The sequence below is a fragment of the Paenibacillus ferrarius genome (assembly GCF_002027705.1).
GTDB classification, from domain to species: Bacteria; Bacillota; Bacilli; order Paenibacillales; family NBRC-103111; genus Paenibacillus_E; species Paenibacillus_E ferrarius.
In genome coordinates, this window is sequence record NZ_MBTG01000015.1 from 60,123 (window position 1) to 83,179 (window position 23,057).

The 23,057-nt window shown below is 49.0% G+C and carries 26 protein-coding genes; 10 read left to right on the forward strand and 16 right to left on the reverse strand.

Features of this window, described 5'->3' with window-relative positions; genetic code table 11:
- The first annotated feature begins 380 nt into the window (after window positions 1-380).
- Window positions 381-590: a hypothetical protein gene (locus tag BC351_RS17645; RefSeq protein WP_079414062.1), complete on the forward strand. Its 210-nt coding sequence runs from the start codon at window positions 381-383 to the stop codon at window positions 588-590.
- A 37-nt stretch (window positions 591-627) separates the two neighbouring features.
- On the opposite strand, the gene BC351_RS17650 is transcribed toward BC351_RS17645, so the two are convergent.
- The 3 genes from BC351_RS17650 to BC351_RS17660 all read right to left on the reverse strand — a co-directional run bounded on the left by BC351_RS17650 (window position 628) and on the right by BC351_RS17660 (window position 3,282).
- Complete coding sequence (locus BC351_RS17650) at window positions 628-1,047, reverse strand: pyridoxamine 5'-phosphate oxidase family protein (protein WP_079414063.1); 420 nt, start codon at window positions 1,045-1,047, stop codon at window positions 628-630.
- 131 nt (window positions 1,048-1,178) lie between these two features.
- Window positions 1,179-2,942 carry a B12-binding domain-containing radical SAM protein gene (locus BC351_RS17655; protein WP_079414064.1) on the reverse strand — a complete coding sequence of 588 codons (1,764 nt, stop codon included), beginning with the start codon at window positions 2,940-2,942 and terminating at the stop codon, window positions 1,179-1,181.
- 112 nt (window positions 2,943-3,054) lie between these two features.
- Window positions 3,055-3,282 carry a hypothetical protein gene (locus BC351_RS17660; protein WP_144028437.1) on the reverse strand — a complete coding sequence of 76 codons (228 nt, stop codon included), beginning with the start codon at window positions 3,280-3,282 and terminating at the stop codon, window positions 3,055-3,057.
- A gap of 146 nt (window positions 3,283-3,428) precedes the next feature.
- Here BC351_RS17660 and BC351_RS17665 point away from each other — a divergent pair, with 146 nt between their 5' ends.
- From BC351_RS17665 to BC351_RS17675, 3 genes are all read left to right on the forward strand, one after another.
- A complete protein-coding gene (locus tag BC351_RS17665) occupies window positions 3,429-4,484 on the forward strand; it encodes a LacI family DNA-binding transcriptional regulator (RefSeq protein WP_079414066.1) in 1,056 nt (351 codons plus the stop codon).
- Window positions 4,485-4,576: 92 nt separating this feature from the next.
- Window positions 4,577-5,581: an RluA family pseudouridine synthase gene (locus BC351_RS17670; protein WP_079414067.1), complete on the forward strand. Its 1,005-nt coding sequence runs from the start codon at window positions 4,577-4,579 to the stop codon at window positions 5,579-5,581.
- Between the two features lie 55 nt (window positions 5,582-5,636).
- Window positions 5,637-6,593 carry a D-2-hydroxyacid dehydrogenase gene (locus BC351_RS17675; RefSeq protein WP_079414068.1) on the forward strand — a complete coding sequence of 319 codons (957 nt, stop codon included), beginning with the start codon at window positions 5,637-5,639 and terminating at the stop codon, window positions 6,591-6,593.
- A gap of 61 nt (window positions 6,594-6,654) precedes the next feature.
- On the opposite strand, the gene BC351_RS17680 is transcribed toward BC351_RS17675, so the two are convergent.
- The 13 genes from BC351_RS17680 to BC351_RS17740 all read right to left on the reverse strand — a co-directional run bounded on the left by BC351_RS17680 (window position 6,655) and on the right by BC351_RS17740 (window position 19,773).
- Window positions 6,655-7,575, reverse strand: coding sequence for an EamA family transporter (locus BC351_RS17680; protein ID WP_079414069.1), 921 nt, complete (start codon window positions 7,573-7,575; stop codon window positions 6,655-6,657).
- Between the two features lie 106 nt (window positions 7,576-7,681).
- Window positions 7,682-8,617, reverse strand: coding sequence for a nucleoside hydrolase (locus tag BC351_RS17685; RefSeq protein ID WP_079414070.1), 936 nt, complete (start codon window positions 8,615-8,617; stop codon window positions 7,682-7,684).
- A gap of 17 nt (window positions 8,618-8,634) precedes the next feature.
- Window positions 8,635-9,582 carry a nucleoside hydrolase gene (locus BC351_RS17690; protein WP_079414071.1) on the reverse strand — a complete coding sequence of 316 codons (948 nt, stop codon included), beginning with the start codon at window positions 9,580-9,582 and terminating at the stop codon, window positions 8,635-8,637.
- Window positions 9,583-9,593: 11 nt separating this feature from the next.
- Window positions 9,594-10,532, reverse strand: a complete 939-nt coding sequence (locus BC351_RS17695; protein ID WP_079414072.1) for a nucleoside hydrolase — start codon at window positions 10,530-10,532, stop codon at window positions 9,594-9,596.
- 38 nt (window positions 10,533-10,570) lie between these two features.
- Window positions 10,571-11,542 carry an ABC transporter permease gene (locus tag BC351_RS17700; RefSeq protein WP_079414073.1) on the reverse strand — a complete coding sequence of 324 codons (972 nt, stop codon included), beginning with the start codon at window positions 11,540-11,542 and terminating at the stop codon, window positions 10,571-10,573.
- A gap of 1 nt (window position 11,543) precedes the next feature.
- Window positions 11,544-12,602, reverse strand: a complete 1,059-nt coding sequence (locus BC351_RS17705) for an ABC transporter permease (RefSeq protein ID WP_079414074.1) — start codon at window positions 12,600-12,602, stop codon at window positions 11,544-11,546.
- A complete protein-coding gene (locus tag BC351_RS17710; RefSeq protein ID WP_079414075.1) occupies window positions 12,599-14,146 on the reverse strand; it encodes an ABC transporter ATP-binding protein in 1,548 nt (515 codons plus the stop codon). The genes BC351_RS17705 and BC351_RS17710 overlap by 4 nt, the downstream gene beginning before the upstream one ends.
- Before the next feature lie 26 nt (window positions 14,147-14,172).
- Window positions 14,173-15,237 carry a BMP family lipoprotein gene (locus tag BC351_RS17715; RefSeq protein ID WP_079414076.1) on the reverse strand — a complete coding sequence of 355 codons (1,065 nt, stop codon included), beginning with the start codon at window positions 15,235-15,237 and terminating at the stop codon, window positions 14,173-14,175.
- A gap of 25 nt (window positions 15,238-15,262) precedes the next feature.
- On the reverse strand, window positions 15,263-16,180 hold the full coding sequence (rbsK, locus tag BC351_RS17720; protein ID WP_079414077.1) for a ribokinase: 918 nt from the start codon (window positions 16,178-16,180) through the stop codon (window positions 15,263-15,265).
- The gene (locus BC351_RS17725; protein WP_079414078.1) at window positions 16,173-17,180 is read right to left on the reverse strand and encodes a LacI family DNA-binding transcriptional regulator; all 1,008 of its coding nucleotides are present in this window, start codon (window positions 17,178-17,180) and stop codon (window positions 16,173-16,175) included. The genes rbsK and BC351_RS17725 overlap by 8 nt, the downstream gene beginning before the upstream one ends.
- Window positions 17,181-17,641: 461 nt before the next feature.
- Window positions 17,642-18,487: a 1,4-dihydroxy-6-naphtoate synthase gene (locus BC351_RS17730; protein WP_079414079.1), complete on the reverse strand. Its 846-nt coding sequence runs from the start codon at window positions 18,485-18,487 to the stop codon at window positions 17,642-17,644.
- A gap of 1 nt (window position 18,488) precedes the next feature.
- Window positions 18,489-19,127 carry a futalosine hydrolase gene (locus tag BC351_RS17735; protein WP_079414199.1) on the reverse strand — a complete coding sequence of 213 codons (639 nt, stop codon included), beginning with the start codon at window positions 19,125-19,127 and terminating at the stop codon, window positions 18,489-18,491.
- A gap of 133 nt (window positions 19,128-19,260) precedes the next feature.
- The gene (locus tag BC351_RS17740) at window positions 19,261-19,773 is read right to left on the reverse strand and encodes a hypothetical protein (RefSeq protein WP_144028438.1); all 513 of its coding nucleotides are present in this window, start codon (window positions 19,771-19,773) and stop codon (window positions 19,261-19,263) included.
- A 72-nt stretch (window positions 19,774-19,845) separates the two neighbouring features.
- On the opposite strand from BC351_RS17740, the gene BC351_RS17745 reads away from it, so the two are divergent.
- The 6 genes from BC351_RS17745 to BC351_RS17765 all read left to right on the forward strand — a co-directional run bounded on the left by BC351_RS17745 (window position 19,846) and on the right by BC351_RS17765 (window position 23,029).
- A complete protein-coding gene (locus tag BC351_RS17745) occupies window positions 19,846-20,451 on the forward strand; it encodes a DUF2087 domain-containing protein (RefSeq protein ID WP_079414081.1) in 606 nt (201 codons plus the stop codon).
- An 87-nt stretch (window positions 20,452-20,538) separates the two neighbouring features.
- Window positions 20,539-20,844, forward strand: coding sequence for an ArsR/SmtB family transcription factor (locus BC351_RS17750; protein ID WP_079414082.1), 306 nt, complete (start codon window positions 20,539-20,541; stop codon window positions 20,842-20,844).
- 166 nt (window positions 20,845-21,010) lie between these two features.
- Window positions 21,011-21,118: a YjcZ family sporulation protein gene (locus tag BC351_RS43460; RefSeq protein WP_244209072.1), complete on the forward strand. Its 108-nt coding sequence runs from the start codon at window positions 21,011-21,013 to the stop codon at window positions 21,116-21,118.
- A gap of 131 nt (window positions 21,119-21,249) precedes the next feature.
- Window positions 21,250-22,263, forward strand: coding sequence for a glycosyltransferase family 2 protein (locus BC351_RS17755; protein ID WP_079414083.1), 1,014 nt, complete (start codon window positions 21,250-21,252; stop codon window positions 22,261-22,263).
- Window positions 22,264-22,267: 4 nt separating this feature from the next.
- On the forward strand, window positions 22,268-22,714 hold the full coding sequence (locus tag BC351_RS17760) for a GtrA family protein (RefSeq protein ID WP_079414084.1): 447 nt from the start codon (window positions 22,268-22,270) through the stop codon (window positions 22,712-22,714).
- A gap of 21 nt (window positions 22,715-22,735) precedes the next feature.
- Window positions 22,736-23,029: an alpha/beta-type small acid-soluble spore protein gene (locus BC351_RS17765; RefSeq protein ID WP_079414085.1), complete on the forward strand. Its 294-nt coding sequence runs from the start codon at window positions 22,736-22,738 to the stop codon at window positions 23,027-23,029.
- Window positions 23,030-23,057: the final 28 nt, after the last annotated feature.

Below are 23,057 nucleotides of genomic sequence, written 5' to 3' on the forward strand. Positions count from 1 at the left end.
TGTGTTGGAGCAGATGGCGACTTTGGCGTGTGGGATGAGCTTCTACTGATAATGTGTTGGAGTAGATGGAAATTTGGCGTGTGGTATGAGTTAGAAAGTGATCAGATGTTCTACATTCTCAGAAAAGCCTGCAATTGTGCATCTTTCTTGGCATGTATTTGAGCTTTTACAGCAAATTCCTGCGATTGTGCATCTTTTTCCGGCTCATTACCAATTTCAGGCTATAAAATCCCGAAATTCCTGCACTTTCGCAGGTTTTCTTTCTTTTTAAACGATTATTGGAAAAAAGCCTGCACTTTCGCAGGTTTTGCGAGTTCGAGCGGTAACCGGCATAAGCTTCTGCGTGCCAGTGGGTTCGAGCCGCAGGCGGCACGAATCATGTGTGGCAAAAGGCACGAGCTTCTGCGTGCCAGTGGGTTCGAGCCGCAGGCAGCACGAATCAAGTGTGGCAAAAGGGCACGAGCATCGGCGTGCCAGCAAGCTCAAGCCGCAGGCTTCACGTACTCAGCAGCCCAGCGAGCTCAAACGCCTCCATGCATGCCGCAGAAAGCACCAAAAAACCTTCAGCACCACATGAAATGTGGGATTGAAGGTTTTTTGCGAATTGCATTGCGGAAGCCGCCCGCCTTATTTCTTCCAGACCCGCGGCTTGTCGTGCCCGCTTGTGTATTCGATGGAAGATGGTGTAATTTCCAATACGATATATTCTGGATCGTGGGGGCCTTTGAACCATTCCTTGAAGGAATTTTCCCATAGCTTCTCACGAAGCGAGTTATCGCTGCATATGTCAGCGGTAGCTTCGACTTGCAGGATATCGGACGAGCGCTTGCCATCGTATCCGACCAATATATGGACATTGGGATTCTCTTTAATCTCGTCCACTTTATCGGTTTTGCTGTTCGTCGCCAAGTATAGCTTCAAACCTTCGTGGAACAAGGCCATGTACCGAACCTTTGGCTTCTTGCCATCTATGGTACCAAAGGAGCAAATGGGGTTAGCATCCAATACTTTCGAGATTTGGTCTTCCAGCTGTTTGGTTTCAATCATGGGGAACTCTCCTCTCAGATTCTCAAATGGCTTCCTGCTTCAACTACCATAGATTACCCTCAGGAGCAAAGTTTCAATCAAAGGGGCGCAAAAGAAACCCCACCCCTTCATTCGAAGGGGTGGGGCTATTCTTAAACCGTGGCCGCCTGATGCAGCGGCATCGTGTAGTAATGAGCCGGCTGCTGAGCGTCCGGCGGGAAGTGCACAACGAGCAGTTCCTTGCTGCTCGCATCGATCTCACCGCTTTGCAGATATGTCTGCAAAGCGAAAGGCAGAACCTCCAGCATGACATGCTTATGGAGGTCTTTCTCGTTGATGCGGAGCAGGTGGAAATCTCCGCTGACAAGCTCAGGCTGCTCCGCAAGCAGCTTGAAGTAGCTGTTCTGCTCGGACTTCTCCAAGGTGAAGTCCCACCAGATTTTGCGCGGCTTATATTTATGACCCAGGAAATAATCCAGCTTCATCAACCCTTCAATGACGCGCATATCCATCGTCCCGCGAGACATCAGGAAGTCGCGCAGACGCGTGAAGAGGTCCTCGAGCTGATGCCCGATTTTCTGCCAGCCGCGCCCCTCCCAGAAATCGCCGAATTCCTGAAAGAAATCGAAAGCAGACGCAAATTCATGCTTGATTAAGTGTTTCACCGTATGATCCATACGATGGGCGTTCCAATATTTCTCGAGCACGTCCTCCACCCGTTTGATCCGAATCAAATCGGTGAAGGGCAGGATGTCGTTGCCCAGAATTTCATAAGGAGCATGGTCCATGTAGACATAGCCATATTTGTGTGCGTCATTGCGCATACCGGTACCGCGCAGCATTTTCAAGAAACCAAGCTGAAGCTCTTCCGGCCCCAACTCGAACACGTCGTTAAACGTCTTCCGAAACGAGTTATAGTCCTCTTCCGGCAAGCCGGCAATTAAATCAAGATGCTGGTCAATTTTCAAGCTGTTTTTCACTTTGGACACCGTACGGCTCAGCTTGAAGAAATTTTGCCTGCGCTGGACTAAATCATTGGTCGTATCGTTCGTAGACTGTACGCCAATTTCGAAACGGAACGTACCTGGAGGCGCATTCTCAGCCAAATAATCCAATACCTCAGGACGCATGATATCCGCCGTAATCTCGAACTGGAACACGGTTCCACGGTGATTGGCAATCAGGAATTCGAAAATCTCCATCGCATAATCCCGCTTAATATTAAAAGTCCGATCCACGAATTTAATCAGCTTAGCCCCGGAATCAATTAAATAGAGCAAATCCGACTTCGTTCGTTCCATGTCAAAATAACGCACGCCCACTTCAATACTCGAAAGACAGAATTGACAAGAGAAGGGGCAGCCCCGGCTCGTTTCAAAGTAGACAACACGGTTCGCAAGACTCGGCACATCCTCTGCGAAGCGATGCGGAGACGGGATATCATCCAGTTTCAGCTTAGGTCTGCCCGGCATGAGGATGACTTCCTCACCTTTGCGATAAGCCAGGCCATAGACGAAATGATATTTGCGCGTCGTCGAAATCTCCGTCAACAACTGGTGAAAGGTCTCTTCCCCTTCGCCCATCACGATGAAATCAACCTCGGGAATACGGTTCATCCAGTACTCGGTATCGTAGGAGACCTCAGGTCCCCCAAGCATGATCAGGAGATCCGGCCGAATTTTTTTGATCATTTTGATAATCGTAATCGTTTCTTCAATGTTCCAAATATAACACGAAAATCCCAGCACATCCGGGGCTTTCTGATAAATATCGGACACGACATTCATGACCGGATCTTTGATCGTATATTCTGTAATTTCAACATCAAAATCCTTCTCGCAAAACGCTTTTAGATAGCGAAGTGCTAAGGAGGTATGAATGAATTTGGCGTTCAGTGTCGTTACAAGTACTTTCATTCGCAAAAAACCTCGTTCTGTTTTCGTTTATCGATCACTCTAATTCTACACGAAAACGGAGGAAATACAAAGACAAGCCTCCTGCAGAGGCCAAAAGAATTCAAAAGAACAGCTAAAGAACCATATCGTCATCCCAAACAGGATTCTCATAAGGGAATTGCAGGTAAGAAGCTTCTTGGATCGCATTTTTCCATCGTTCGGCATGAACGTGCAGCTGCTCCTCGACTTCTTGAATTCTTAACTGCAGCAGGCTCATGTTGTCTTCATCTGCTCCACTTTGCAGCGCTTTTTGCAGGGTGGTACGTTCTTCGAACCACTGGGTTAGCTGATATAAAAGCATGTAGATTCCCACCATTCCTCATTCATAGGGTTTTAGTAATCAGTGTTCCCCCTACGGGAAGTCCGCATACCGTTGATCCGAATGATAAGCCCTAGTATAGTTAGTTTAAATTTAGTTTAAAAAAGAGCAAAAAGGGGCCCTAACCTATGCGCAAACGAATTACGCTTCACGATTTGGCCGGCCAATTGGGCTTAACCATACAAACCGTATCCAAGGCACTGCGTGGATTGCCCGGCATGTCCGAGCAGACGCGCAGCGAGGTTTTCCGCCTTGCCCGTGAGCTAGGCTATATGACCAAAGATCAGAAGCAGACGCTGCAGCTTGACCACATATCCCCTTATCCCATTGTTCAACGCCGTTTCGTGCTCGTTCAAAACAAGCTGTCCTTGAATTTCAATCAACTTCTTCTGCAGGGCCTGCACGAGAGGTTCATGGAATTCGGACATACCGTGCAGCCGCTCCTTATTCCGCCACAGCTGAAGCCTTCACAATTCGAAGCATGGGCGGAAAAAGAAGGGCTGCTTTATTCGGAAGGCGTGTTCATCGCGCCGAGGATGAGCCACGATTCTTTGGAGCAGAAATTGTTGGAGCTGCCGCTGCCTCGTATTCTGCTGAATTTCCCGCCTCCAGAATCCAGCGTCGACAGTGTCATATGGGATGTTTACGAGGCTGTCTATCAGGCCGTCCGGAGACTTGTCAGGATGGGCCATAAGCAGATCATGTACGTGGGAGATACCAAAGATCAACGCGGCTTCGTGATCCGCTGGCAGGCGTTCTGCGAGGCCATGAAGGAAGCTGGTTTGCCCGTGGATTCCGAGGCGCACGTCACCCAGCGTGACGGCACGGATCAGTGGCTTGAAGATTTGCAGGCACAGTACCGCAAGCATCAGCCTACCGCTGTAATTAGCGGTATTGATGAGGAAGCTACCCCTGTCTATCACACGCTGCGCCGGCTAGGGGCAGCTATTCCTCAACAGTGTTCCTTCGCAGCACTCCTAAATGAACAAAGCGGGACACTTCCACTATGCTCGCGTCCTCAGCTGCCGATTCGCGAAACTGGGTATCGTGCGGCGGATCGGATGCTTTGGCGGATTGCCAATCCGCACTTGCCTTATGAACATGTGCGTTTGCAGGGCGCTTTTTTCACTGGAAGTACGATTCAGAAGCTGTCGGAGAAAGCTTTCCCGGGAATCCTTTCATAAGAGTTTGCATAGAGCGTTTCAATTGCTTTTGTGAACGTGGTATATTGAGTACTGTGAAACAAAGGAACGGAAATGAAATCGGAGGTTTATGTATGCAAAAAAAGCAAGGCAAGAATCAAGGTCCGAAAAAAAACTTTAGTCAGAAACCAACTTTTAAGCAGAAGCCTAGCTCCAGTCCGAGCTACTCCAAAGCTAACCAAGAGATGAATACGCGTCAATATACGGTGAAAGAGCCGATGGAGCTCCTGCCTTTTTTAATAGAGAAACTATCGAGTTTGGGAAGAAATTCAGTCAAAGCGATTCTCGCCCGTGGACAAGTCGCTGTGAATGGCAAAGCAGTAACAGCTTACAATCACCCCTTGCTGCCAGACCAAACGGTGACGATTAATAAAGATAAAATCGTAGAGGACATCCCTCTGGCGGGCATGTCCATTCTCCATGAGGATGATGATGTGATCGTCATTCAAAAGGATGCTGGACTGCTGTCCATCGCCGCAAATACACAAGAGAATGAAATAACCGCATATCGCCAGCTTACCGCGCACGTACGCAACCATGATCCGAAGGCAAGAATTTTCGTCGTACACCGTCTAGATCGGGATACCTCGGGTGTCATGATGTTTGCCAAAAATGAGAAGGCTCAACAACACCTCCAAAATACTTGGCAGGAAAGCGTGAAAGAACGGACCTACGTCGCTTTGGTTGAAGGCATGGTAAAGAAACCGGAAGGCACCATTTCCTCCTGGCTTAAGGAACATACGAAATCGTTGAAAATGTTCTCTACCCCGTATCCAAATGATGGGCAGCACGCCGTAACGCATTACAAAACTATCCAAACCAACCGAAGCTTCTCTTTGCTTGAAGTCAATTTGGAAACGGGCCGCAAAAATCAAATTCGCGTGCATATGCAGGATATCGGGCACCCGGTTGTCGGCGACAAGAAATACGGAGCGAAAACCAAAGAGATTGGACGACTTGGGCTCCATGCGCGTGTGCTTGCTTTTATCCATCCGACCACAGGGCAGCTGCTTCGTTTTGAGACGAATATCCCCAAATTATTTATGAATCCTTTCCGCGAAGCACCGGGGACAAAATAAATCCTTCAGAATTTATGACATATACAAGAATTTACGAGTTGGGAGATACATACAGATGAACATTGTTGTCCTTGACGGCTATACACTCAATCCAGGCGATCTGGATTGGGACGGGCTGCACGCGCTTGGCGAAGTCACTTTGCATGATCGAACTGCGGAATCGCAAATCGCTGGGCGGGCTGCCCATGCCCAGATTGTACTGACGAACAAAACGCCGATTACGGCCGAAACGATCAAGCAGCTCCCTCATCTTCGCTATATTGGCGTACTCGCGACTGGCTACAATATCGTTGATGTGCAAGCAGCCAAGGAGAATGGCGTTGTTGTCACGAATGTTCCGGCTTACAGCACACATTCCGTAGCACAGTTGGTTTTTGCTTTGTTATTGGAGTTCTGCCATCGTGTTCAGAAACACAGCGACAGTGTTCAGAACGGGGATTGGGCCAGTTCGGTTGATTTCAGCTACAGCCGCTCCCCTCTCGTTGAGCTAAGCGGTAAAACGATAGGACTGATTGGCCTCGGACAAATCGGCAAACAAACGGCGCTCATCGCACAGGCAATGGGCATGAAGGTACTTGCTGCGGGCAGCGGGCGACGTGTTCCGGAGCCCACCAGCGGGATTGAATGGGTACAGACGGAGGAGCTTCTGCGACGGGCGGATGTCGTCAGCCTGCATTGCCCGCTGACTCCCGAAACAACGCAATTGATCAATGCAGAGCGAATTGCGCTGATGAAGCCGACGGCAATTTTGCTCAATACAGCAAGAGGCGGACTTCTGAATGAGGATGATGTTGCGCAGGCGCTGAATGAGGGCCGATTGGGCGGAGCCGGGCTAGATGTATTAACCGTCGAGCCGCCAAGCCCAGACAACCCTCTCTTGCATGCACGTAATGTTATCATTACCCCGCATATCGCTTGGGCTACCCAAGAAGCGCGTACACGCCTGATGGCTGTAGCGGTTGATAACGTACGGGCTTACAAAGAAGGAACACCGATGAATGTCATCGGCTGAAGAAAAATCAAAAAGCCACGCTTCCCTAATCAGGGGCGTGGCTCTTTAACTTTTACACGAATTATAACTGCTCGCGAAGAACGACCGGCTTCTTCATTCGCTTCATCAGCTCAGGAAGGGCAATCCCGCACATCGTTACCACGACGCCCAGCCATTGCAGCCAATTGACGGCTTCGTTCAGCACGACATAGGACATCACCACAGCCATCGGCAATTCCGCCGCGCTTAGGATCGTCGCCAAGCCGCCTCCAACCTTGGGTACCCCAATGGCGAAAAACAATGGCGGGATGACCACGCCGAAAAGCGCCAGCAGCAGCGCCCATGGGAGCAGTGCCTCATGCAATGAACCATTCACAAGAAAGTGAGGTGGAAACACGAGCATGACAAGAATGAATGAGCCGGTTAGCATAATGGCGCTTCGTGTGATCGGAGCGACTTGTTTGGCTGTTTTGCCGCTAAACCAGATGAACAAGGCATACGTCAGAGCAGCCAGCAGCCCCAGCGTCACACCTATCCAAGAGATGGCTTCTTTCCCCCCGCCTAAATAACCGCTTGCCATAATAATCCCGATAAACAAAATAACCAGGGATAACAGCTTCTCTTTGCCAGGACGCTTGCGTTCAACAATCGCCTCCAAAAGGATGCCCATCCACGTGAATTGGAATAGAAGGATAATAGCGAAGGATGCAGATATATATTGCAGCGCCGCGTAATAAAACATACCCGTCAAACCTGTCGTTGTTCCTACCAGCATGAGCGAGAAAACTTGTCGCTTTGATACTTTAAACACGCTTGCGGCTGTGGCTTGTTTGTTCGATTTGGCTGAAACAAGCACCAAAATCCACAGCATGAGTACGCCAAAAAGGTTTTGGCTGCCAACGACATCGCCAACATTAAAGCCTGACTCATAGGCTTTTTTTACGAACGTGGATAACATACCGAAGCTGCATGCTCCGGCCAAAACAAATAGAATGTATTTCATGATGCCTCCCTGCGAAAAGAAAAAAGCGGACTGTGTGCCCAGTCCGCCACGTTTCGTTATTATGCCATTATACAAAAAAACTACTTGAAAAACGAGTCTCTTCCAGTCAAACTACTCTACTGAGAAAATGTCTCAGAAACTGCTCCGTATCAACTTTCAAACAAACTTGCATGTTGGGCTCATTCGCAGGCTTGCTGCGCAAGTCTCCGACGGTGCGGCCCAGCGTGTGGAAACCATCCAAATCAACCCGCACATAGAGCGGAGTTGTTGTGACAAACTCCGGATTGATAGCGACACCTACGGCAAGCGGATCGTGCAGGCCGCAGCCGCCGATGCCAGGGTAGAAATCTTCATAGGCATCAATGTAAAACTCCGTCATATCCGCCATTAAAGTTCCCAGTGCCGTCTCCTTGTCCCGCCACGCCTCAACGTCCTTCTTCGGCAGCAGCGTCTCCATCGTCACGTCAAGACCGACAAGCGTAATCGGAACGCCAGAAGCAAAGACATAATCCGCGGCTTCCGGGTCGGCATATATGTTCGCTTCTGCATGCGGCGTTGCATTGCCGGCACGCGTTACCGCTCCGCCCATGACGATGACATTATCGATCAGCTTCACAATGTCTGGCGCTTGCATAATGGCCAGCGCCAGATTCGTCATCGCAGCCACGGTGATAATCGTTACCTGATGCGGTCTGCTCCGCACCTGATCGATAATAAATTGCGGTGCAAATTGCGATGACGCTTCCCGCTTCGGCTGCTCGCCTTCGCTCAGCGTATTCCCCATGCCGTCCCTTCCGTGTATATGAACCGCACTGGCTTTCACACGGCTTACATAGAACGGCTTCGCTGCTCCAGGAACAACAGGAATGGAGCTGTCCAAATGTTCCAGAACAAGCAGCGTATTGCGGGTGGCCTCCTGAACCGTTACATTGCCGAAGCAAGTCGTCACACCCAGCAGCTCGAGCTCAGGGGAATTTACAGCGTAGCTGATAGCCAACGCATCATCAATACCTGTATCAACATCCAAAATAACCGGTTTCATCTATGTGTCTCCTCTCGTTAGCTCTTTAATGTGGTAATGAAGTAGTCAAGAAACCGCGGGCTGTCAACATCAACCCCTACCGATGTATTCGTAACCTCCACCGATCTGCGCAAATCTGCGAGTGTAGCTCCGTAGGACATCGTACCTTTCGTTTCAATACGGATATAGTGTTCTTCCGTCGTAATCAGATCTGGATGAGCCGCAACAGCCACGGCAAGCGGGTCATGCAGAGGTGCGCCGTAGAAACCATTTTGCTTGTCATAAGCGCCAAAATAAAATTGGAAGGCTTCTCCGATGTAAGCCGCAGCTCTTTCATTGCCTGGAGCTGGCGACTCCATAAGATGAAGGCGTTGTTCCTCGCCGATAATCGTTTTCATAGTGACATCAAGGCCAACGAGCGTAATCGGGATACCCGATTCAAACACGCGATGCGCGGCTTCCGGATCGCCGTAGATGTTCGCTTCGGCAGCAGGAGTCACATTGCCAGGCACTTTCACTGCACCGCCCATGATGACAAGGCGTTTCACCTTGGAAGCGATGGAAGGATCTTTGGCGAGGGCAAGAGCCAGATTCGTCATGCGGCCCACGAACACAAATGTCAGCTCGTGCGGGTTCTCATTGACCATGCGCACAATAAAGTCTGAAGCGCTTTCGGAAATAGCCTTCCCTTTGGGCAGCGGAAGCTCGCAATTGCCGATACCGTTATCGCCATGAATATGCGTGACAGGCCCTTTCCAATCGCGGTACAACGGGCGTGCTGCACCCATAGCGACCGGCACTTCATAAGGAACACCTGACAGCTCAATCACTTGCAGCGTATTTCGGGTCGCTTGCACCACATCGGTATTCCCGAAGACAGTCGTAATGCCTTCTACTTTGACATGCTTCGTTTTTAGGGCGAGAAGAATCGCCATTGAATCATCAATACCTGTATCAACATCAAGAATCATCCGCACATTTTGCATTGTGATCACCTCTACGTGTAGTTTTTCAAAGTTTGAACGAGCATAGCCCAGAATTTATCCTGATCAAGCGTGAAAGCAACATTAACATTAGGCTCACGACCTGTGACGCCTAGCAAGTCAACGACGGTCATCCCGTACGTATGCTCGCCTTTTGTTTCAATATCCACCCGCAGCTTCTTCGTTCCGAATGCTGTTGGGTCAATACAGTAAGCGACGCAGCAAGCATCGTGAATCGGAGCACCAGCGAAGCCAAAAACTTCCTTGTACGTATGAGCGAAAAATCCCAACAGTTCATGAACAAAATGTGATACACGATTGTCCACGTCGAGAATGCGTTGATGGATTTCGTCGGTGACGATCGCTTGGTGGGTTAAATCCAGCCCCATCATCGTGATCGGTACGCCGCTCTCGAAAACTACCTTCGCTGCTTCCGCATCTACATAGATATTAAACTCTGCAGCAGGCGTAGTATTGCCGAACGTTCCTCCGCCCATGATGACAATTTCCTGTATTTTAGATAAAATTGCAGGCTCTTTGCGCATCGCTAGAGCAATATTCGTAAGCGGCGCGACAGGGACCAGCGTAATATCGCCATCGGACTCCATCAACTTGCGAATAAGGAGATCTACGGCATGCTCCTCTTCCATCGCTTTGCTTGGATTAGGCAGCAGAGGACCATCCATGCCCGATTCGCCATGAATATCAGCTGCCGTCTGACGCTTGCGTATGAGCGGCTGGCCGGCGCCCTTGGCAACAGGCACATGCGTGAGACCTGCCAGTTCACATACCTTTAACGCGTTAAGCGTCGTTTTCTCAACCTCTGCATTGCCTGCTACCGTCGTAATAGCGACCAGTTCCACATGCGGGTTAGCCCCTGCCAGCAAGATCGCAATAGCATCATCGTGCCCTGGATCGCAATCAATCATGATTTTCCGTTTACCATTTTCCATCGTTCGCTCCGCCTCCCAGCTCTTATCCACTGCTTTGGTTATGCTACAGCTGCATTTGGTGATCTTTCAGACTGCGCTCTGAGCGCATCATTCAGCTTCTTCTTCTTGCGAATCGCAAAGAAAACAAGCGCTGCTATCGTTACAAGATAAGGAATCATTTGGATAAACTGACTCGGAACCTTACTCCCCGGAATGGTTTGCACGACTGTCGCAATAGCGCTGGCCAACCCGAAGATCAGCGAGCCGAACAAAATACCAATCGGGTTGCGGTTCCCCAGCAATACGACCGCCAGCGCCAGAAATCCGGTTCCTGCCGTCATGTCCTTCACAAACATGCTCGTCATGCCCATCGATAAGTATGCGCCAGCTAGGCCTGTGAACAATCCACTCCAAGCGAGTGCCGAGAATTGAATGCGGTTCACAGAGATGCCGAGCGATTTGGCTGCTTGCGGCGCTTCGCCAACTGAACGGAGATGAACGCCATACGGCGTTTTGTAGAGAATAAATACACAGATAAGCACAGAAAGGAATGCAATCCACGTCATGAGACTATGACCGCTAAGCACCTTCCCAAGGAAAGGAATCGTGTCAATAACCGGAATACGAACGACAGGGATATTGTGAACAGCCGAAGGGGAGTAGTTGCCCGTCACCCCAAAAATTTTATTCATGAGAAAAATCGTCACGCCTGAACCGAATATATTGACGGCAAAACCGGTAATGATCATGTCTACTTTCAATTTGAGCGAGAAGAACCCCATTCCGTAACACACCAGCATCGAGGAAGCGACTCCCGCAACCACACCAAGAACCCAGCTATCCGTTACAGAGCCAACGGCAATCGCACTGAAAGCCGAGATAAGCATAAGGCCTTCCAAACCGATATTGATGACTCCTGCGACATCAGCGATAAGTCCACCCAGAGCCGAAAGCAGGATCGGGGTTGTGAATCTGAGAAGCACGACGAACAGCGATAAGTCGATGATTTGTGCCCAAAGAGCTGATAGCATCTTAGTTCACCGCCTTTTGACGCAGCGCGAATTTTTGTTTCAGATACGTGAAGATGGCTTGTGAAGATACGAATAAGACCAACATAACCTGGATAATAATAGCCAATTCGCGCGGCACGTCGCTTCCGACCTGCATTTGGGTAGCGCCTACTTGAAGATAAGCATAGAACAGGCTCACTGCCACAACGCCAATCGGATGATTTCTGGCAAGCAATGCGATGATAATCCCATCAAATCCTAGTCCTGATGAGAAATTATCTTTATACGTGCCATGTACGCCCAGAATTTCCACAATACCAGCTAATCCGGCAAGCGCTCCGCTGATCATGACGCTAACGATCACAACACGTTTCGTTGAAATACCGCCGTAATTCGCAAATCGGCTGTTTTTGCCAACCAAACGCATTTCATAGCCTGATCTTGTTTTGTACATCAAAAGATAAACGACTACGGCTGCCAAGAGGGCAATCAGCACACCATAATGCGCTGGAAAACCTGCGAAAATTTTGCCCAGCTTTGCCCCATCCCCAACATAATGCATACGGGCGTAGCCGCCACTGGCTGGATCTTTGAACACGTTGTTCACCAAATAGGATGTAGTCAGAATGGCAACGAAATTCAACATCAGCGTAGTGACAATTTCATTGGCATTCCACTTGGTTTTGAGCCAGCCTGGAACTGCGCCATAAAGCGCTCCGCCAGCCATCGCACATAGAAGAACCAAGGGAAGCAAGATCCAAGCAGGCAATCCATGTACATAGACAGCGACCAGTGAACCGATGAAAGCTCCAACGTACAACTGACCTTCCGCCCCCATGCTGAAGACGCCACATTGAAATACCACGGACAATGCCAAACCTGTGAAAATAAGCGGAACGGCTTTATTCAAAATCGTGCCGATATTGAACGCCCCAGAAAGCGGGCCGCCTAGAAAAGAACTGATAGCTTCCATCGGCTGATGGCTGGAGAACATAATAATGATAAATCCGCAAAGGATCGCCATGATGGCAGCGGCAATGATACCTGTGATCTCGAGATAAATAGCTTGTCTTGTATTCATTGGAGCGCCTCTTTCCTTTCCTGACTTTTAATCCCCAACATATAATAGCCGAGTTCCTCTTCGGTCAGCCCGTCATGATTATCAAGAACGGCAACGATTTTACCATTGTAGACAACAGCAATGCGGTCGCTTAAACCCATGACTTCCGATAATTCAGCCGACACGAGCAGTACTGCCGCCCCGCCATCCCGCCTTTTGATAATCTCGCGATGGATGAATTCGATAGCTCCAATATCGACGCCGCGCGTTGGCTGCGAAGCAATCAGAAGCTTCGGATTTTTGGAAATCTCCCTGGCGATCACCACTTTTTGCAGATTGCCCCCGGATAATGCCCCGGCCATCACGTCTTCGTTTTGAGCGCGCACGTCATAAATATCCATCATAATTTTGGCGAATTGCTTGATTTTCTTTTTATTCAAAAAAGGGCCCCGGCGAAATTCAGGATTCCGGTAATGGTCAAGAATTAAGTTTTCGGCAATGGTTGACGTTAAACTGGCTCCCGTCGTTTGCCGGTCTTCAGGAACATGCCCCACTTTCATCGCGCGGATTTGGGCAGCGCTTTTCCCGATCAGTTCGTCGCCCAAATAGCGGATTTCGCCTGACGTAGCTTTCCGCAAGCCAGTGATCGCTTCGACCAACTCCGTTTGTCCGTTCCCTTCCACACCAGCGATTCCAACAACCTCGCCAGCTCGAATATCAAGGGAAATGCCACGAAGCGCCGGAGCCCCCTTATCATCAGAAGCACACAGATTTTTAACTGATAATACGATGTCTTTCGGTTCGGAAGGCTGCTTATCGACGCGGAATAACACTTCTCTGCCAACCATCAATCGTGAAATTTCTTCTGGATTCGTGTCTTTGGTGAGCATGGTCGTAATCGTTTTCCCGGCTTTAAGCACCGTAACCCGATTGGAGATTTCCATAACTTCGCGCAGTTTATGCGTGATGAAAATAATCGTATAGCCTTGTCGCACCAGCATTTGGATCGATTCGAACAGTTCATCGGTTTCCTGCGGTGTTAAGACGGCTGTAGGTTCATCAAGGATAATAAGACGTGCGCCGCGATACAGCACTTTGATAATTTCCACACGTTGCTTTTGCCCAACAGATATCGTTTCAACCGTCGCACGCGGATCTACTTTCAGTTTGAAAGTTTCAATCAACTTCTCAATTTCGGAAAATTCCTTCGTACGATCCCGCACGAGGGAGAAAAGCCCTTTGACGGGCTCCTCGCCAAGCACGATGTTTTCTGAAACTGTGAGCGATGGGACGAGCATAAAATGCTGATGCACCATGCCCATGCCTTGCTTGATTGCATCTTTGGGTCCTTGAAAGCGCAGCGGCTGTCCCTTGTAGAGAATCGAGCCGCTCGTCGGCGCCTCCAGTCCGAACAATATCTTCATTAGCGTCGACTTGCCTGCTCCATTCTCGCCGACCAGGGCATGGATCTCACCTTCATGCACGGTTAAATCCACACCACGATTTGCCTTCGTACCGTTGGGGTACGTCTTATGGATGTCTTTCATCTCCAGCAAAATCGCCATGGCTGCGTTCCCCCTTCATGATCGGCTTATTTCAAAGTCGTTTGTACTTTGATTTCGCCTTTGTTCAACTTATCTTCAATTTGCATGATTTTATCTTGAATAGCTTTAGGTACGTTTTTGTTGTACAGATCATCCTTCGCCAGACCTACTCCGCCTTCTTTAATCCCTAAGACTTCATTCTTGCCAAAGCCCAGTCTGTCTTGGCTGAACAGGGTTAATGCCCGAAGAACCGAATTATCAATGGATTTCACCATGGACGTTAAGACACTGCCCGGATATAGACCATTTTGGTTGGAATCTACACCAATCGAGTATTTGCCTAACGAATTACCGGCTTCCAGAAGACCTAGACCTGCTCCCCCTGCTACATTGAAAGCGATATCAACTTTTTGCGAATTATATTGAGCGAGTGCGAGTTCTTTCCCTTTGGGAGCGTTTGCAAAATCACCAACATAAGAAGCGACAACCGAAATGGCAGGATCCACGTATTTAGCGCCTTGTTCATAGCCGGCTTTGAAGTCATTAATAATTGGAATGTCCATACCGCCGATAAAGCCGATAACTTTTTCTGGATTTGCACCTTTCAATTCTGTGCTTGTTGTAACCAATGCGGCAAAAGCGCCAGCCATGAAAGATCCTTCATTTTGCGAGTAAGTCATGGAGTATACATTCGGAAGACCTGTAATCGCTTCATCAAAGAAAATAAATTTTTGTTTCTCATAACGCTTCGCCACATCTTTGATGATATCTGTCATTTGGCTTGTTCCCAAAACGATAACATCATATTTCCCGCTGGAAGCAAGGGACTCCAAACCTGCCGGCCAATCCGCTTGGTTCGTGCCGCCTTCAACAGTTTTCACATCCATGCCCAGCGTTTCGCTGGCTTGCTTCACACCTCTTTGTGCAGAGTCAAAGAACCCTTTATCTCCAAGTGTACCGTTTACAAAATAGGCCGCATTAATTTTCTTCGTTGTCGCAGCTTTGCCAGGACTAGCCGAATTGGCAGGGGTTGTCGTAGATTTACCACAACCCGCCAAGAAAACCAAAACCGAAAGCAACAGTAACGCAGTAATTCCTAAACTTTTTTTCATCGCATATATCCCCCTTAGGATGTTCTTATTGGATGGAAAGTTTGTTTAAATCTGCTTGAGTCGGCATACCCGCTTGGGCACCAAGCTTGGTAACAGACATGGCGGATACTTTGCTGGCGAAAACAACCGCCTCATTCAATGCATAACCGGCCGCTAAGGCATAAGCCAGTCCGCCATTATAGGCATCTCCGGCCCCGGTCGTATCAACAACAGGAACATGATAAGCTGAAACTTTCACTAAGGACTCACCTTTGTGCAAAAAGGCGGAACCTTCTTCGCCAAGCGTCGTTACGACACAACTCGGTCCCATCTCCAGCAGCGCTTCCATTGCCGTCTGCAGCTGATCGCCAGAAGCATCAATACCTGTGAGCGTTTCCAGCTCCAACCTGTTGGGTGTGATATAATCTACGCATTTCAGCATCGACTCTGGCAGCTTGCGTGCAGGTGCTGGGTTCAAAATCACGGTTTTACCTAACTTCTTCGCTAACTCACATGCGGCCGAAGCCGTTTCAAGGGGAATTTCCAACTGCACAAGCACAATATCATGCTCGCTGATCACTTGCTCCAAGGCTTGGATATGTTCCGGCAGACACTTTGCATTCGCGCCAGGAATAACAACGATTCGGTTGTCCGATTCAGCTAGCGTGATAGAAGCGATACCTGTTGGCGTGTCTGCTATCCGCTTGATATGATCCGTAGAAATCGCATCCTGATTCAGATATTCGATCAGCGATTTCCCGAACATATCGTCTCCGATCGAGCCGATCATCGTTGTCTGACCTCCAAGTCTAGCAGCAGCTACCGCTTGGTTCGCGCCTTTGCCGCCTGGAATAAAATGGACATGCTCGCCTGTCAGTGTTTCCCCAACACGTGGAAATCGGGACGTTTCCACAACAATGTCCATATTCAAGCTCCCGATGACCACAATACGGGGTTTATTCATCAGTTCTTTTCCTTTCTGTCGATCCTCTAGTTATGAGATTCACATCAAATAAATGTGTCTGCTCTTCTTGTATGTCGCCTTCAATCTTCTTAATCAGCAGCCGCGTAGACAACATGCCCATGTCATAAATCGGTTGAGCAACTGTCGTAATCTCCGGCTCAACGATAAGCGTTAAGTCGATGCCGTCAAATCCGACTAGCGCAACTTGATCAGGTACGCTCAGTCCCATGCGCTGAAGCTTCTTGAGCGCTCCAATCGCCATCATGTCGTTGCCAGCAAAAATGCCGTCAATATCCGGATGGCGCTGCATCAAATTCTCTACGGCAGCCATCCCGCCATCAACACGGAAGTGGCCTGGTTCCACTAGGCTTGGTGAATACCAAGGAAGATGCTTCACCGATTGCTCGTATCCGATGAACCGCTCTCTTCCGGTTACCGTCTCCTGCGGGCCATAGATATGGGCGATTTTCTTGCATCCCACATCCATCAGATGCTGCACAGCCATCTGAGCTCCTTCCAAATGCTTCGAGCTAACCACCGAGCAGGATGCATCTCGCGGCGCTCTGTCAAGGATAACGAGCGGAATCTTCTCATTCTTCAATGCTTCTACATCGTCGGAACGAAGGTTGTAAGAGGCGAACAAAATGCCATCTACATAACGCTGCTTGAGTACTTTGATGTACGTTTGTTCCTTATCGGCCTGATTGTCCGAGTTGCACAAAATAACCGTGTACCCGTACATCCTTGCCACATCTTCTACAGCTCTGGCCAACTCAGCAAAAAAGGGATTCGTAATATCAGGAAAAATAAGAGCAATCGTCCCTGTTTTCCTTCCCGCCAGCCCTCTGGCTATCGCGTTGGGCTCATACTGAAGCGTCTTAATCGCTTGTTGGACCTTTAGCTTGGTATCTTCATTAACATACCCATTTTTGTTGAGATAACGGGAAATCGTCGCAACTGAAACTCCAGCTAATTTCGCGACATCTCTAATCGTTGCCATTTGTTACGACCCACTCCTACTGATGCGGACAACCCGCTCCCCACATCCAATTTTAGGTAATAGGTAAACGGTTACACATATCCGAAATTTGCTATTTTATCTATTATAACCAATGAATAAAAGAAAAACTTCGATGTATGATCTTTGTGTAACAATCAATGTGTAACCGGTTACACATCTTATATTTTTATTATAGCTCTCGTTTTCAAAAAGTGTCAAGAAAAAAGTTAGCAAATAGCCCTTTCTGTTGGAACAACAGAACTACTCTATTGATCATCCAAGCGCTTTTCTTGATCTACTTAGGAAAGGGGCGGTCAACAGAAAATTGAGGTTAGCTGGGCAAGTATAACTAAACCTAAAGCCTAGCTTTTTTTGAGTAACTCTCCAATAAAAATGGGGCTGCCCTCAAGTAGGTTTATCTACTTTGGGACAGCCCTCTCAGTTGGTTCAAACAAGCAGCCTTACTTCAATAAAGCCGCATAATCCATCTGCGGCACAAGTCCCGCTTCTGCAGCCCGCTGGAGCAAGGTCAAGACGGCGCCGTAGCCGCTCTCTCCAAGATCAGCGGTGAACTCGTTCACATACAGGTCAATGTGCGCCTGAGCGACCTGCGGGTCCATCTCTTGCGCGTGCTGCATGACGTAGTCGCGCGAAGCTTCTGGATGCGCCCACGCGTATTCTACCGAGGCGCGGGCCCAGCCCGCAAGCGCCTCTAGATCCATAGAGCGCCGCGCAATGATGGCGCCCAGCGGGATCGGCAGGCCGGTGTCCGTTTCCCACCAGCTGCCCAGATCTGTGAGAAGCGCTAAACCGTACGACGGGTAGGTAAAGCGCGCTTCATGGATCACAAGGCCGGCATCGATGCGGCCGTCCCGCACGGCGGGCATGATCTCGTGGAACGGCATGACCACGATCTCGCCTACGCCGCCAGGCACATTCTGTTCGGCCCAGAGGCGGAACAGCAAGTACGCGGTCGAGCGCTCGCTTGGCACAGCGACCCGGCGGCCGCTAAGCCGAGCCGGGTCAGGGGCTGCGCTGTCTCCGCTGGGCTGCGTCAGCACCAGCGGTCCGCAGCCTCTGCCCAAGGCGCCGCCGCAGGGCAGCAGGGCGTAATCCTGCAGCACCCAAGGGAGTGCTGCGTAAGAGATCTTAAGAACATCAGGGCCCGTGCCTTCAGCGGCCAGCCGGTTCGTGATGTCGATGTCCGCATATTGGACATCCAGCTCTGGAGCGCCTGGGATTAAGCCATGCGCCCAGGCATGGAAAACGAATGTATCATTCGGACAGGGTGAATACGCAATTTTCATATTAAAGCACCTCCGCTAAGACTGAACTTGCTGCTTCCAAAGCTTTCAAAGCATCGCCGATGCGCCACGCATCGCGGTCACGCGGACCGATCGCGTTGGAAATCGCGCGAATCTCTATAACCGGCACGCCGAGCTTCTGGGCAGCGGCGGCAATGCCGAAGCCTTCCATAGCTTCGGCGGCGGCTCCGGGCACACGCGCTGCTAGCGCTGCTGCGGTAGCGGCAGTGCCTGTAGCCGTTGCTACGGTAAGCACCGGCCCTGTGCGCGCATGCAAACCGGCGGTTTGCAGCGCCGCTGCCACCCGCTCGGCCCTCTGCGCATCGACGCTGATTCGCGTCGAGCCAAAGCCGAGCTCGTCTAAGCTGCTGAACCCATCCAGCAGCTCCACACCAAGATCAGCGGCAATGATTTCGCTCGCTACGACCAGCGTGCCTATTTCCGCTTGTCCTGCAAAACCGCCGGCAATACCGGCAATCACGACCAAATCATATTCAGCTTTTGCAAGCTCTATCGCTCCATTAACTGCTGCGGCAGCAAGTCCTACCCCAGCCAAGGCGAATTCAAATCTGCTGTCATGCCCCAATCCGCGCTGAACAGCATCCCTTTCAGGGGCTACCGCGGTCATTACAAGTATACGCATCGCTATGCCTATCCCCTTTGTGAATTGCAAAATAATCATTCCGACCATCTCTATTATTTTACATGACTATACGTAAATAGGGAAACTCCCTCGCTGTCCAACGACAGAGTGATGGCACATCAGCCTTGTGCTGCTAGCCTTCCAATAACCATTTATTTAAGTTTTCGCTTTCTGCCAAGCTCTCTAATCGGGTTACTAACGGATTTACTCTGCTGCCATCGAAAATAATATAAACAGGATACTCGGCATGGATGCCGTTCTCAGTCAAAGTAATGGTTGCCTTTCCAGTTATCCAGCCATCGTCCGAGTTCACAATGATATTTTTATAGCTTTTAATAAATACTCCTTTTTCTTTTAAAGATTGCAGTTTCTGTTCAAGGATCGTTTTTTGGTTTGGATCTATATGGTAACTGGAAGCTTTAGAATAATTCTCCTGTACTAAGTTTTCTAGATAGCTCTTTGCAATCATCTTACCTTTTATGATCGGGTATAGATGAAACAGTGAAATAGACAATGCAACTAGAAGAAGAGAAATAATTACAATCTTTTTTTTCATTTGTACCTCCCGTTTTTTCTTTTGAGTTTCATTCATTATATTACTTCTTTTTGGCATATTTTCCAGAAAAAAATCAATTCCAATAACCATATCGTTGACAATCCCAACTAATTTAATTATCATCTAATTAGATGAACGTCAAATAACCTAGAGGTGACACCCATGCAATTAGATAAAATTATCACCTATCACAAGGCCCTCGCGGATGCGACGCGAATTCGCATGCTGATTTTGCTTGCGGATGGCGAATTGAATGGTCAAGTGCTTGCGGAGAAATTGGGACTGACCCCGGCCACAATTACCCATCACGCGGCTAAGCTGCGCGAAGCCAGCCTGATCTTTGAACGCAGAGAGAAGAACTCCATTTATTTCGCGCTGAACGATTATTTCATTCGCAGCAACGCTAGCGCAACCGCTGAGCTTATTTACAAAAATAAGAAAGGAGAGCAACCACCCATGAATGAAGTGAATGCTAGAAGCAGCCTGAAACAAACGGTCGTGCGCAACTTTTTCACAGCAGATGGCAAGCTTAAGCATATGCCTGCTCAGCTCAAGAAAAAATTAATCGTTCTAGAACATCTTATAGCGCAAATGGAGCAAACGCGCAGGTTTACGGAGAAAGAGCTGAACATGTGGATCCAGCAAGTTCATCCGGATTTCGCGACGATTCGGCGGGAATTTATTATGCATCAGTTTATGTTTCGAGAAAATGAGATTTATGAAATTAACCCGAGGGAAATGTGGGCCAAATGGGAAACTCTTTCCTAAAGGCAGTCATACGTGGAATCGCTTCATCAAAAATGATATAGTTATATGTAAGTGTTACATTTTACAAAAAGGCAGGTGAACCTACAGATGAGACCTCTCTTCCATCCTGCTCCGAGCGATCTTGAACTATCAACGATCCTACACGCACTCAGCGATGAGATTCGTTTGCATGTCATTAAACGACTCCATGAACAAGGTGAACTGATCTGCGGGGCGATTGAAATAGACATCCCCAAATCAACACTTTCCCATCATCTGAAAGTTCTACGTGAATCCGGGCTGATCCATACACGTATGGATGGCACCCTTCGTCATATATCCTTGCGCCGAGAAGATCTGCAAGCCAGATTTCCCGGGCTGTTAGATACGATTTTGACCCTCGTCAACACCTAATAAGCTTCCTGACTCCATGGTTCGCCGTGGTGAAGGGAAGCTTTTTTTTCACCTTGCAAGGGATGTCCATCGGTCAAGCATCTATTTTTTTCTCACGAATAGGGCAAACATCCATACGCCCTCTAGATGAATGACATATAGTAATTTTGTGAAGGGAGGGATTAACATGAGTTGTGGCTGCGGAACATCTGTACCTTACACTGGCACTTCTGTAATCCTCGTTCTATACATCCTTTTGGTTATCGTTCTTAGTACTTTCGGATTTGGTTGGTAATTAGACTATAGCGGCTGGAGCGATGCTTTTCGTTCCAGTCGCTTACTTTTTGGATCGCTTTTACGTTATAATCGAAATAGTTCACTTTGCACGATTTGATACATACCTATTCAGGATGGAGACGAGGAATTGTGGCAACTCCGATTTTGACCATTGTGGTCCCTTGTTATAACGAAGAAGAAGTACTTCCAGAAACGGTATTCCGGCTTAGCGGTGTACTCGATGCGCTCATCGCGGACGAGCTGATTGCAAGCTCCAGCACGATGTTATTGGTCGACGATGGCAGCAAAGATGCGACTTGGGCATTGATCGAACGCTTCCATGAGGCAAATACCTTCGTCACAGGCCTTAAGCTGGCGAAAAATGCCGGACACCAAAGCGCTCTGCTCGCTGGGCTTATGAAAGCCAAAGCTTATTCGGATTGCGTAGTCTCCATCGATGCCGATTTGCAGGATGACACCGATGCGATTCGTGAATTTATCGTCAAATTCCATGAAGGTTATGATATTGTCTATGGCGTTAGACAAGACCGCTCCGCTGACACCTTCTTCAAAAGAGCTACAGCCCAAGGTTTCTATAAGCTAATGACATCCCTTGGCGTGAAAATTCATTATAATCATGCGGATTTCCGCTTAATGAGCAAACGAACTCTTGATAATTTGGAGAAATTTCAAGAGGTTAATCTATTTCTTCGCGGTATGGTGCCGCTGCTCGGCTTCCCCTCTACGCAGGTTTATTACGACCGCAAGGAGCGCTTTGCCGGGGAATCCAAGTATCCGCTGCGCAAAATGCTCGCTTTCGCCTTCGACGGCATCACGTCGTTCAGCGTGACCCCCATTCGCTTCGTAACTTTAATGGGATTTCTCCTGTTTCTGCTCAGCGTCTGCGCTGGGATTTATGCCATTGTCGGCAAATTGGTAGGAGCGAATGTGACTGGCTGGACATCTCTCATTGTCTCTGTTTGGTTCATTGGCGGCGTGCAGCTGCTGGCTCTAGGTTTAATAGGCGAATACATCGGGAAAATATACAAGGAAGTAAAGCAGCGTCCGCTTTTCGTTATCGAAAAGGATTTGACCGCGCATGCGACTGCACAATCAGAGCTAACCGATTCTACCTTCAAGCAATCCATTTCAGGCCGGGGATAGCTAGATGAATCAATTAAAAGCATGGTTATCCGGCAGCTTTGCCCGCTTCTTGTTGGTCGGTCTGTTCAATACGCTGGTCGGATTATCCGCCAGCTTCGTTTTCTTTAATCTCCTTCATTTGAATTATTGGGTCTCTACCTTCGCGGGAAATACGATCGGGGCCATTGTCAGTTTCATGCTGAATCGGACGTTTACCTTCCGCTCCAACGTCAGTGTCGGCCGCAGCTGGTGGAAATTCGCTATTGTGATTATGAGCTGCTACGGCCTTTCGTATGGTGCAAGTTATCTCCTTGTCGAGACCGTCAGTCCTTTCGTGACTTCGCTTAGTGCTGATTGGCTGCATAACGCAGCTATTTTGATTGGCAACGGACTTTATACAATTGGCAATTATTTGGGTCATAAATTTTTTACGTTCCGAACTCATGGAACTCGCGACCACGGGACAACCTAAGCAGCAAGAGGTGATGTGAAAATGGCCCGTAGAAGAAGCCACAGAGCCATGGTGCCCGGTTCCGAGCATGGACTTGGACTGCTCAAAGCGCAAGTCATGAAAAATCAAGGTTATGCTGTCAACCCCGAACGACCCGATTTGGTCAAATATGAAGTAGCCCGTACGCTTGGCGTTCCGCTGCAGCAAGGCTACAACGGTCAGTTAAGCTCAGAGGACGCTGGCAGAGTTGGCGGTCCTATCGGAGGGGCGATGGTACGTGAACTCGTGCGCATGGCCCAGCAGCAGCTGTCTGAACAACGCCCGCCGCAGAGGTAGGTTAGAGATAGAAAGCCATAATCCGCCG

Excerpts from the sequence above, each read along its gene's own strand:
- BC351_RS17710 (WP_079414075.1), bottom strand. The coding sequence starts at position 14,146 with ATGGCGATTTTGCTGGAGATGAAAGACATCCATAAGACGTACCCCAAC.
- BC351_RS17650 (WP_079414063.1), bottom strand. The coding sequence starts at position 1,047 with ATGATTGAAACCAAACAGCTGGAAGACCAAATCTCGAAAGTATTGGAT.
- BC351_RS17740 (WP_144028438.1), bottom strand. The coding sequence starts at position 19,773 with ATGGTTATTGGAATTGATTTTTTTCTGGAAAATATGCCAAAAAGAAGT.
- BC351_RS17655 (WP_079414064.1), bottom strand. The coding sequence starts at position 2,942 with ATGAAAGTACTTGTAACGACACTGAACGCCAAATTCATTCATACCTCC.
- BC351_RS17680 (WP_079414069.1), bottom strand. The coding sequence starts at position 7,575 with ATGAAATACATTCTATTTGTTTTGGCCGGAGCATGCAGCTTCGGTATG.
- BC351_RS17705 (WP_079414074.1), bottom strand. The coding sequence starts at position 12,602 with ATGAATACAAGACAAGCTATTTATCTCGAGATCACAGGTATCATTGCC.
- rbsK (WP_079414077.1), bottom strand. The coding sequence starts at position 16,180 with ATGAATAAACCCCGTATTGTGGTCATCGGGAGCTTGAATATGGACATT.
- BC351_RS17750 (WP_079414082.1), top strand. The coding sequence starts at position 20,539 with ATGAGACCTCTCTTCCATCCTGCTCCGAGCGATCTTGAACTATCAACG.
- BC351_RS17730 (WP_079414079.1), bottom strand. The coding sequence starts at position 18,487 with ATGAAAATTGCGTATTCACCCTGTCCGAATGATACATTCGTTTTCCAT.
- BC351_RS43460 (WP_244209072.1), top strand. The coding sequence starts at position 21,011 with ATGAGTTGTGGCTGCGGAACATCTGTACCTTACACTGGCACTTCTGTA.
- BC351_RS17725 (WP_079414078.1), bottom strand. The coding sequence starts at position 17,180 with ATGGCAACGATTAGAGATGTCGCGAAATTAGCTGGAGTTTCAGTTGCG.
- BC351_RS17735 (WP_079414199.1), bottom strand. The coding sequence starts at position 19,127 with ATGCGTATACTTGTAATGACCGCGGTAGCCCCTGAAAGGGATGCTGTT.
- BC351_RS17665 (WP_079414066.1), top strand. The coding sequence starts at position 3,429 with ATGCGCAAACGAATTACGCTTCACGATTTGGCCGGCCAATTGGGCTTA.
- BC351_RS17695 (WP_079414072.1), bottom strand. The coding sequence starts at position 10,532 with ATGGAAAATGGTAAACGGAAAATCATGATTGATTGCGATCCAGGGCAC.
- BC351_RS17715 (WP_079414076.1), bottom strand. The coding sequence starts at position 15,237 with ATGAAAAAAAGTTTAGGAATTACTGCGTTACTGTTGCTTTCGGTTTTG.
- BC351_RS17670 (WP_079414067.1), top strand. The coding sequence starts at position 4,577 with ATGCAAAAAAAGCAAGGCAAGAATCAAGGTCCGAAAAAAAACTTTAGT.
- BC351_RS17685 (WP_079414070.1), bottom strand. The coding sequence starts at position 8,617 with ATGAAACCGGTTATTTTGGATGTTGATACAGGTATTGATGATGCGTTG.
- BC351_RS17745 (WP_079414081.1), top strand. The coding sequence starts at position 19,846 with ATGCAATTAGATAAAATTATCACCTATCACAAGGCCCTCGCGGATGCG.
- BC351_RS17660 (WP_144028437.1), bottom strand. The coding sequence starts at position 3,282 with ATGCTTTTATATCAGCTAACCCAGTGGTTCGAAGAACGTACCACCCTG.
- BC351_RS17700 (WP_079414073.1), bottom strand. The coding sequence starts at position 11,542 with ATGCTATCAGCTCTTTGGGCACAAATCATCGACTTATCGCTGTTCGTC.
- BC351_RS17690 (WP_079414071.1), bottom strand. The coding sequence starts at position 9,582 with ATGCAAAATGTGCGGATGATTCTTGATGTTGATACAGGTATTGATGAT.
- BC351_RS17765 (WP_079414085.1), top strand. The coding sequence starts at position 22,736 with ATGGCCCGTAGAAGAAGCCACAGAGCCATGGTGCCCGGTTCCGAGCAT.
- BC351_RS17675 (WP_079414068.1), top strand. The coding sequence starts at position 5,637 with ATGAACATTGTTGTCCTTGACGGCTATACACTCAATCCAGGCGATCTG.
- BC351_RS17760 (WP_079414084.1), top strand. The coding sequence starts at position 22,268 with ATGAATCAATTAAAAGCATGGTTATCCGGCAGCTTTGCCCGCTTCTTG.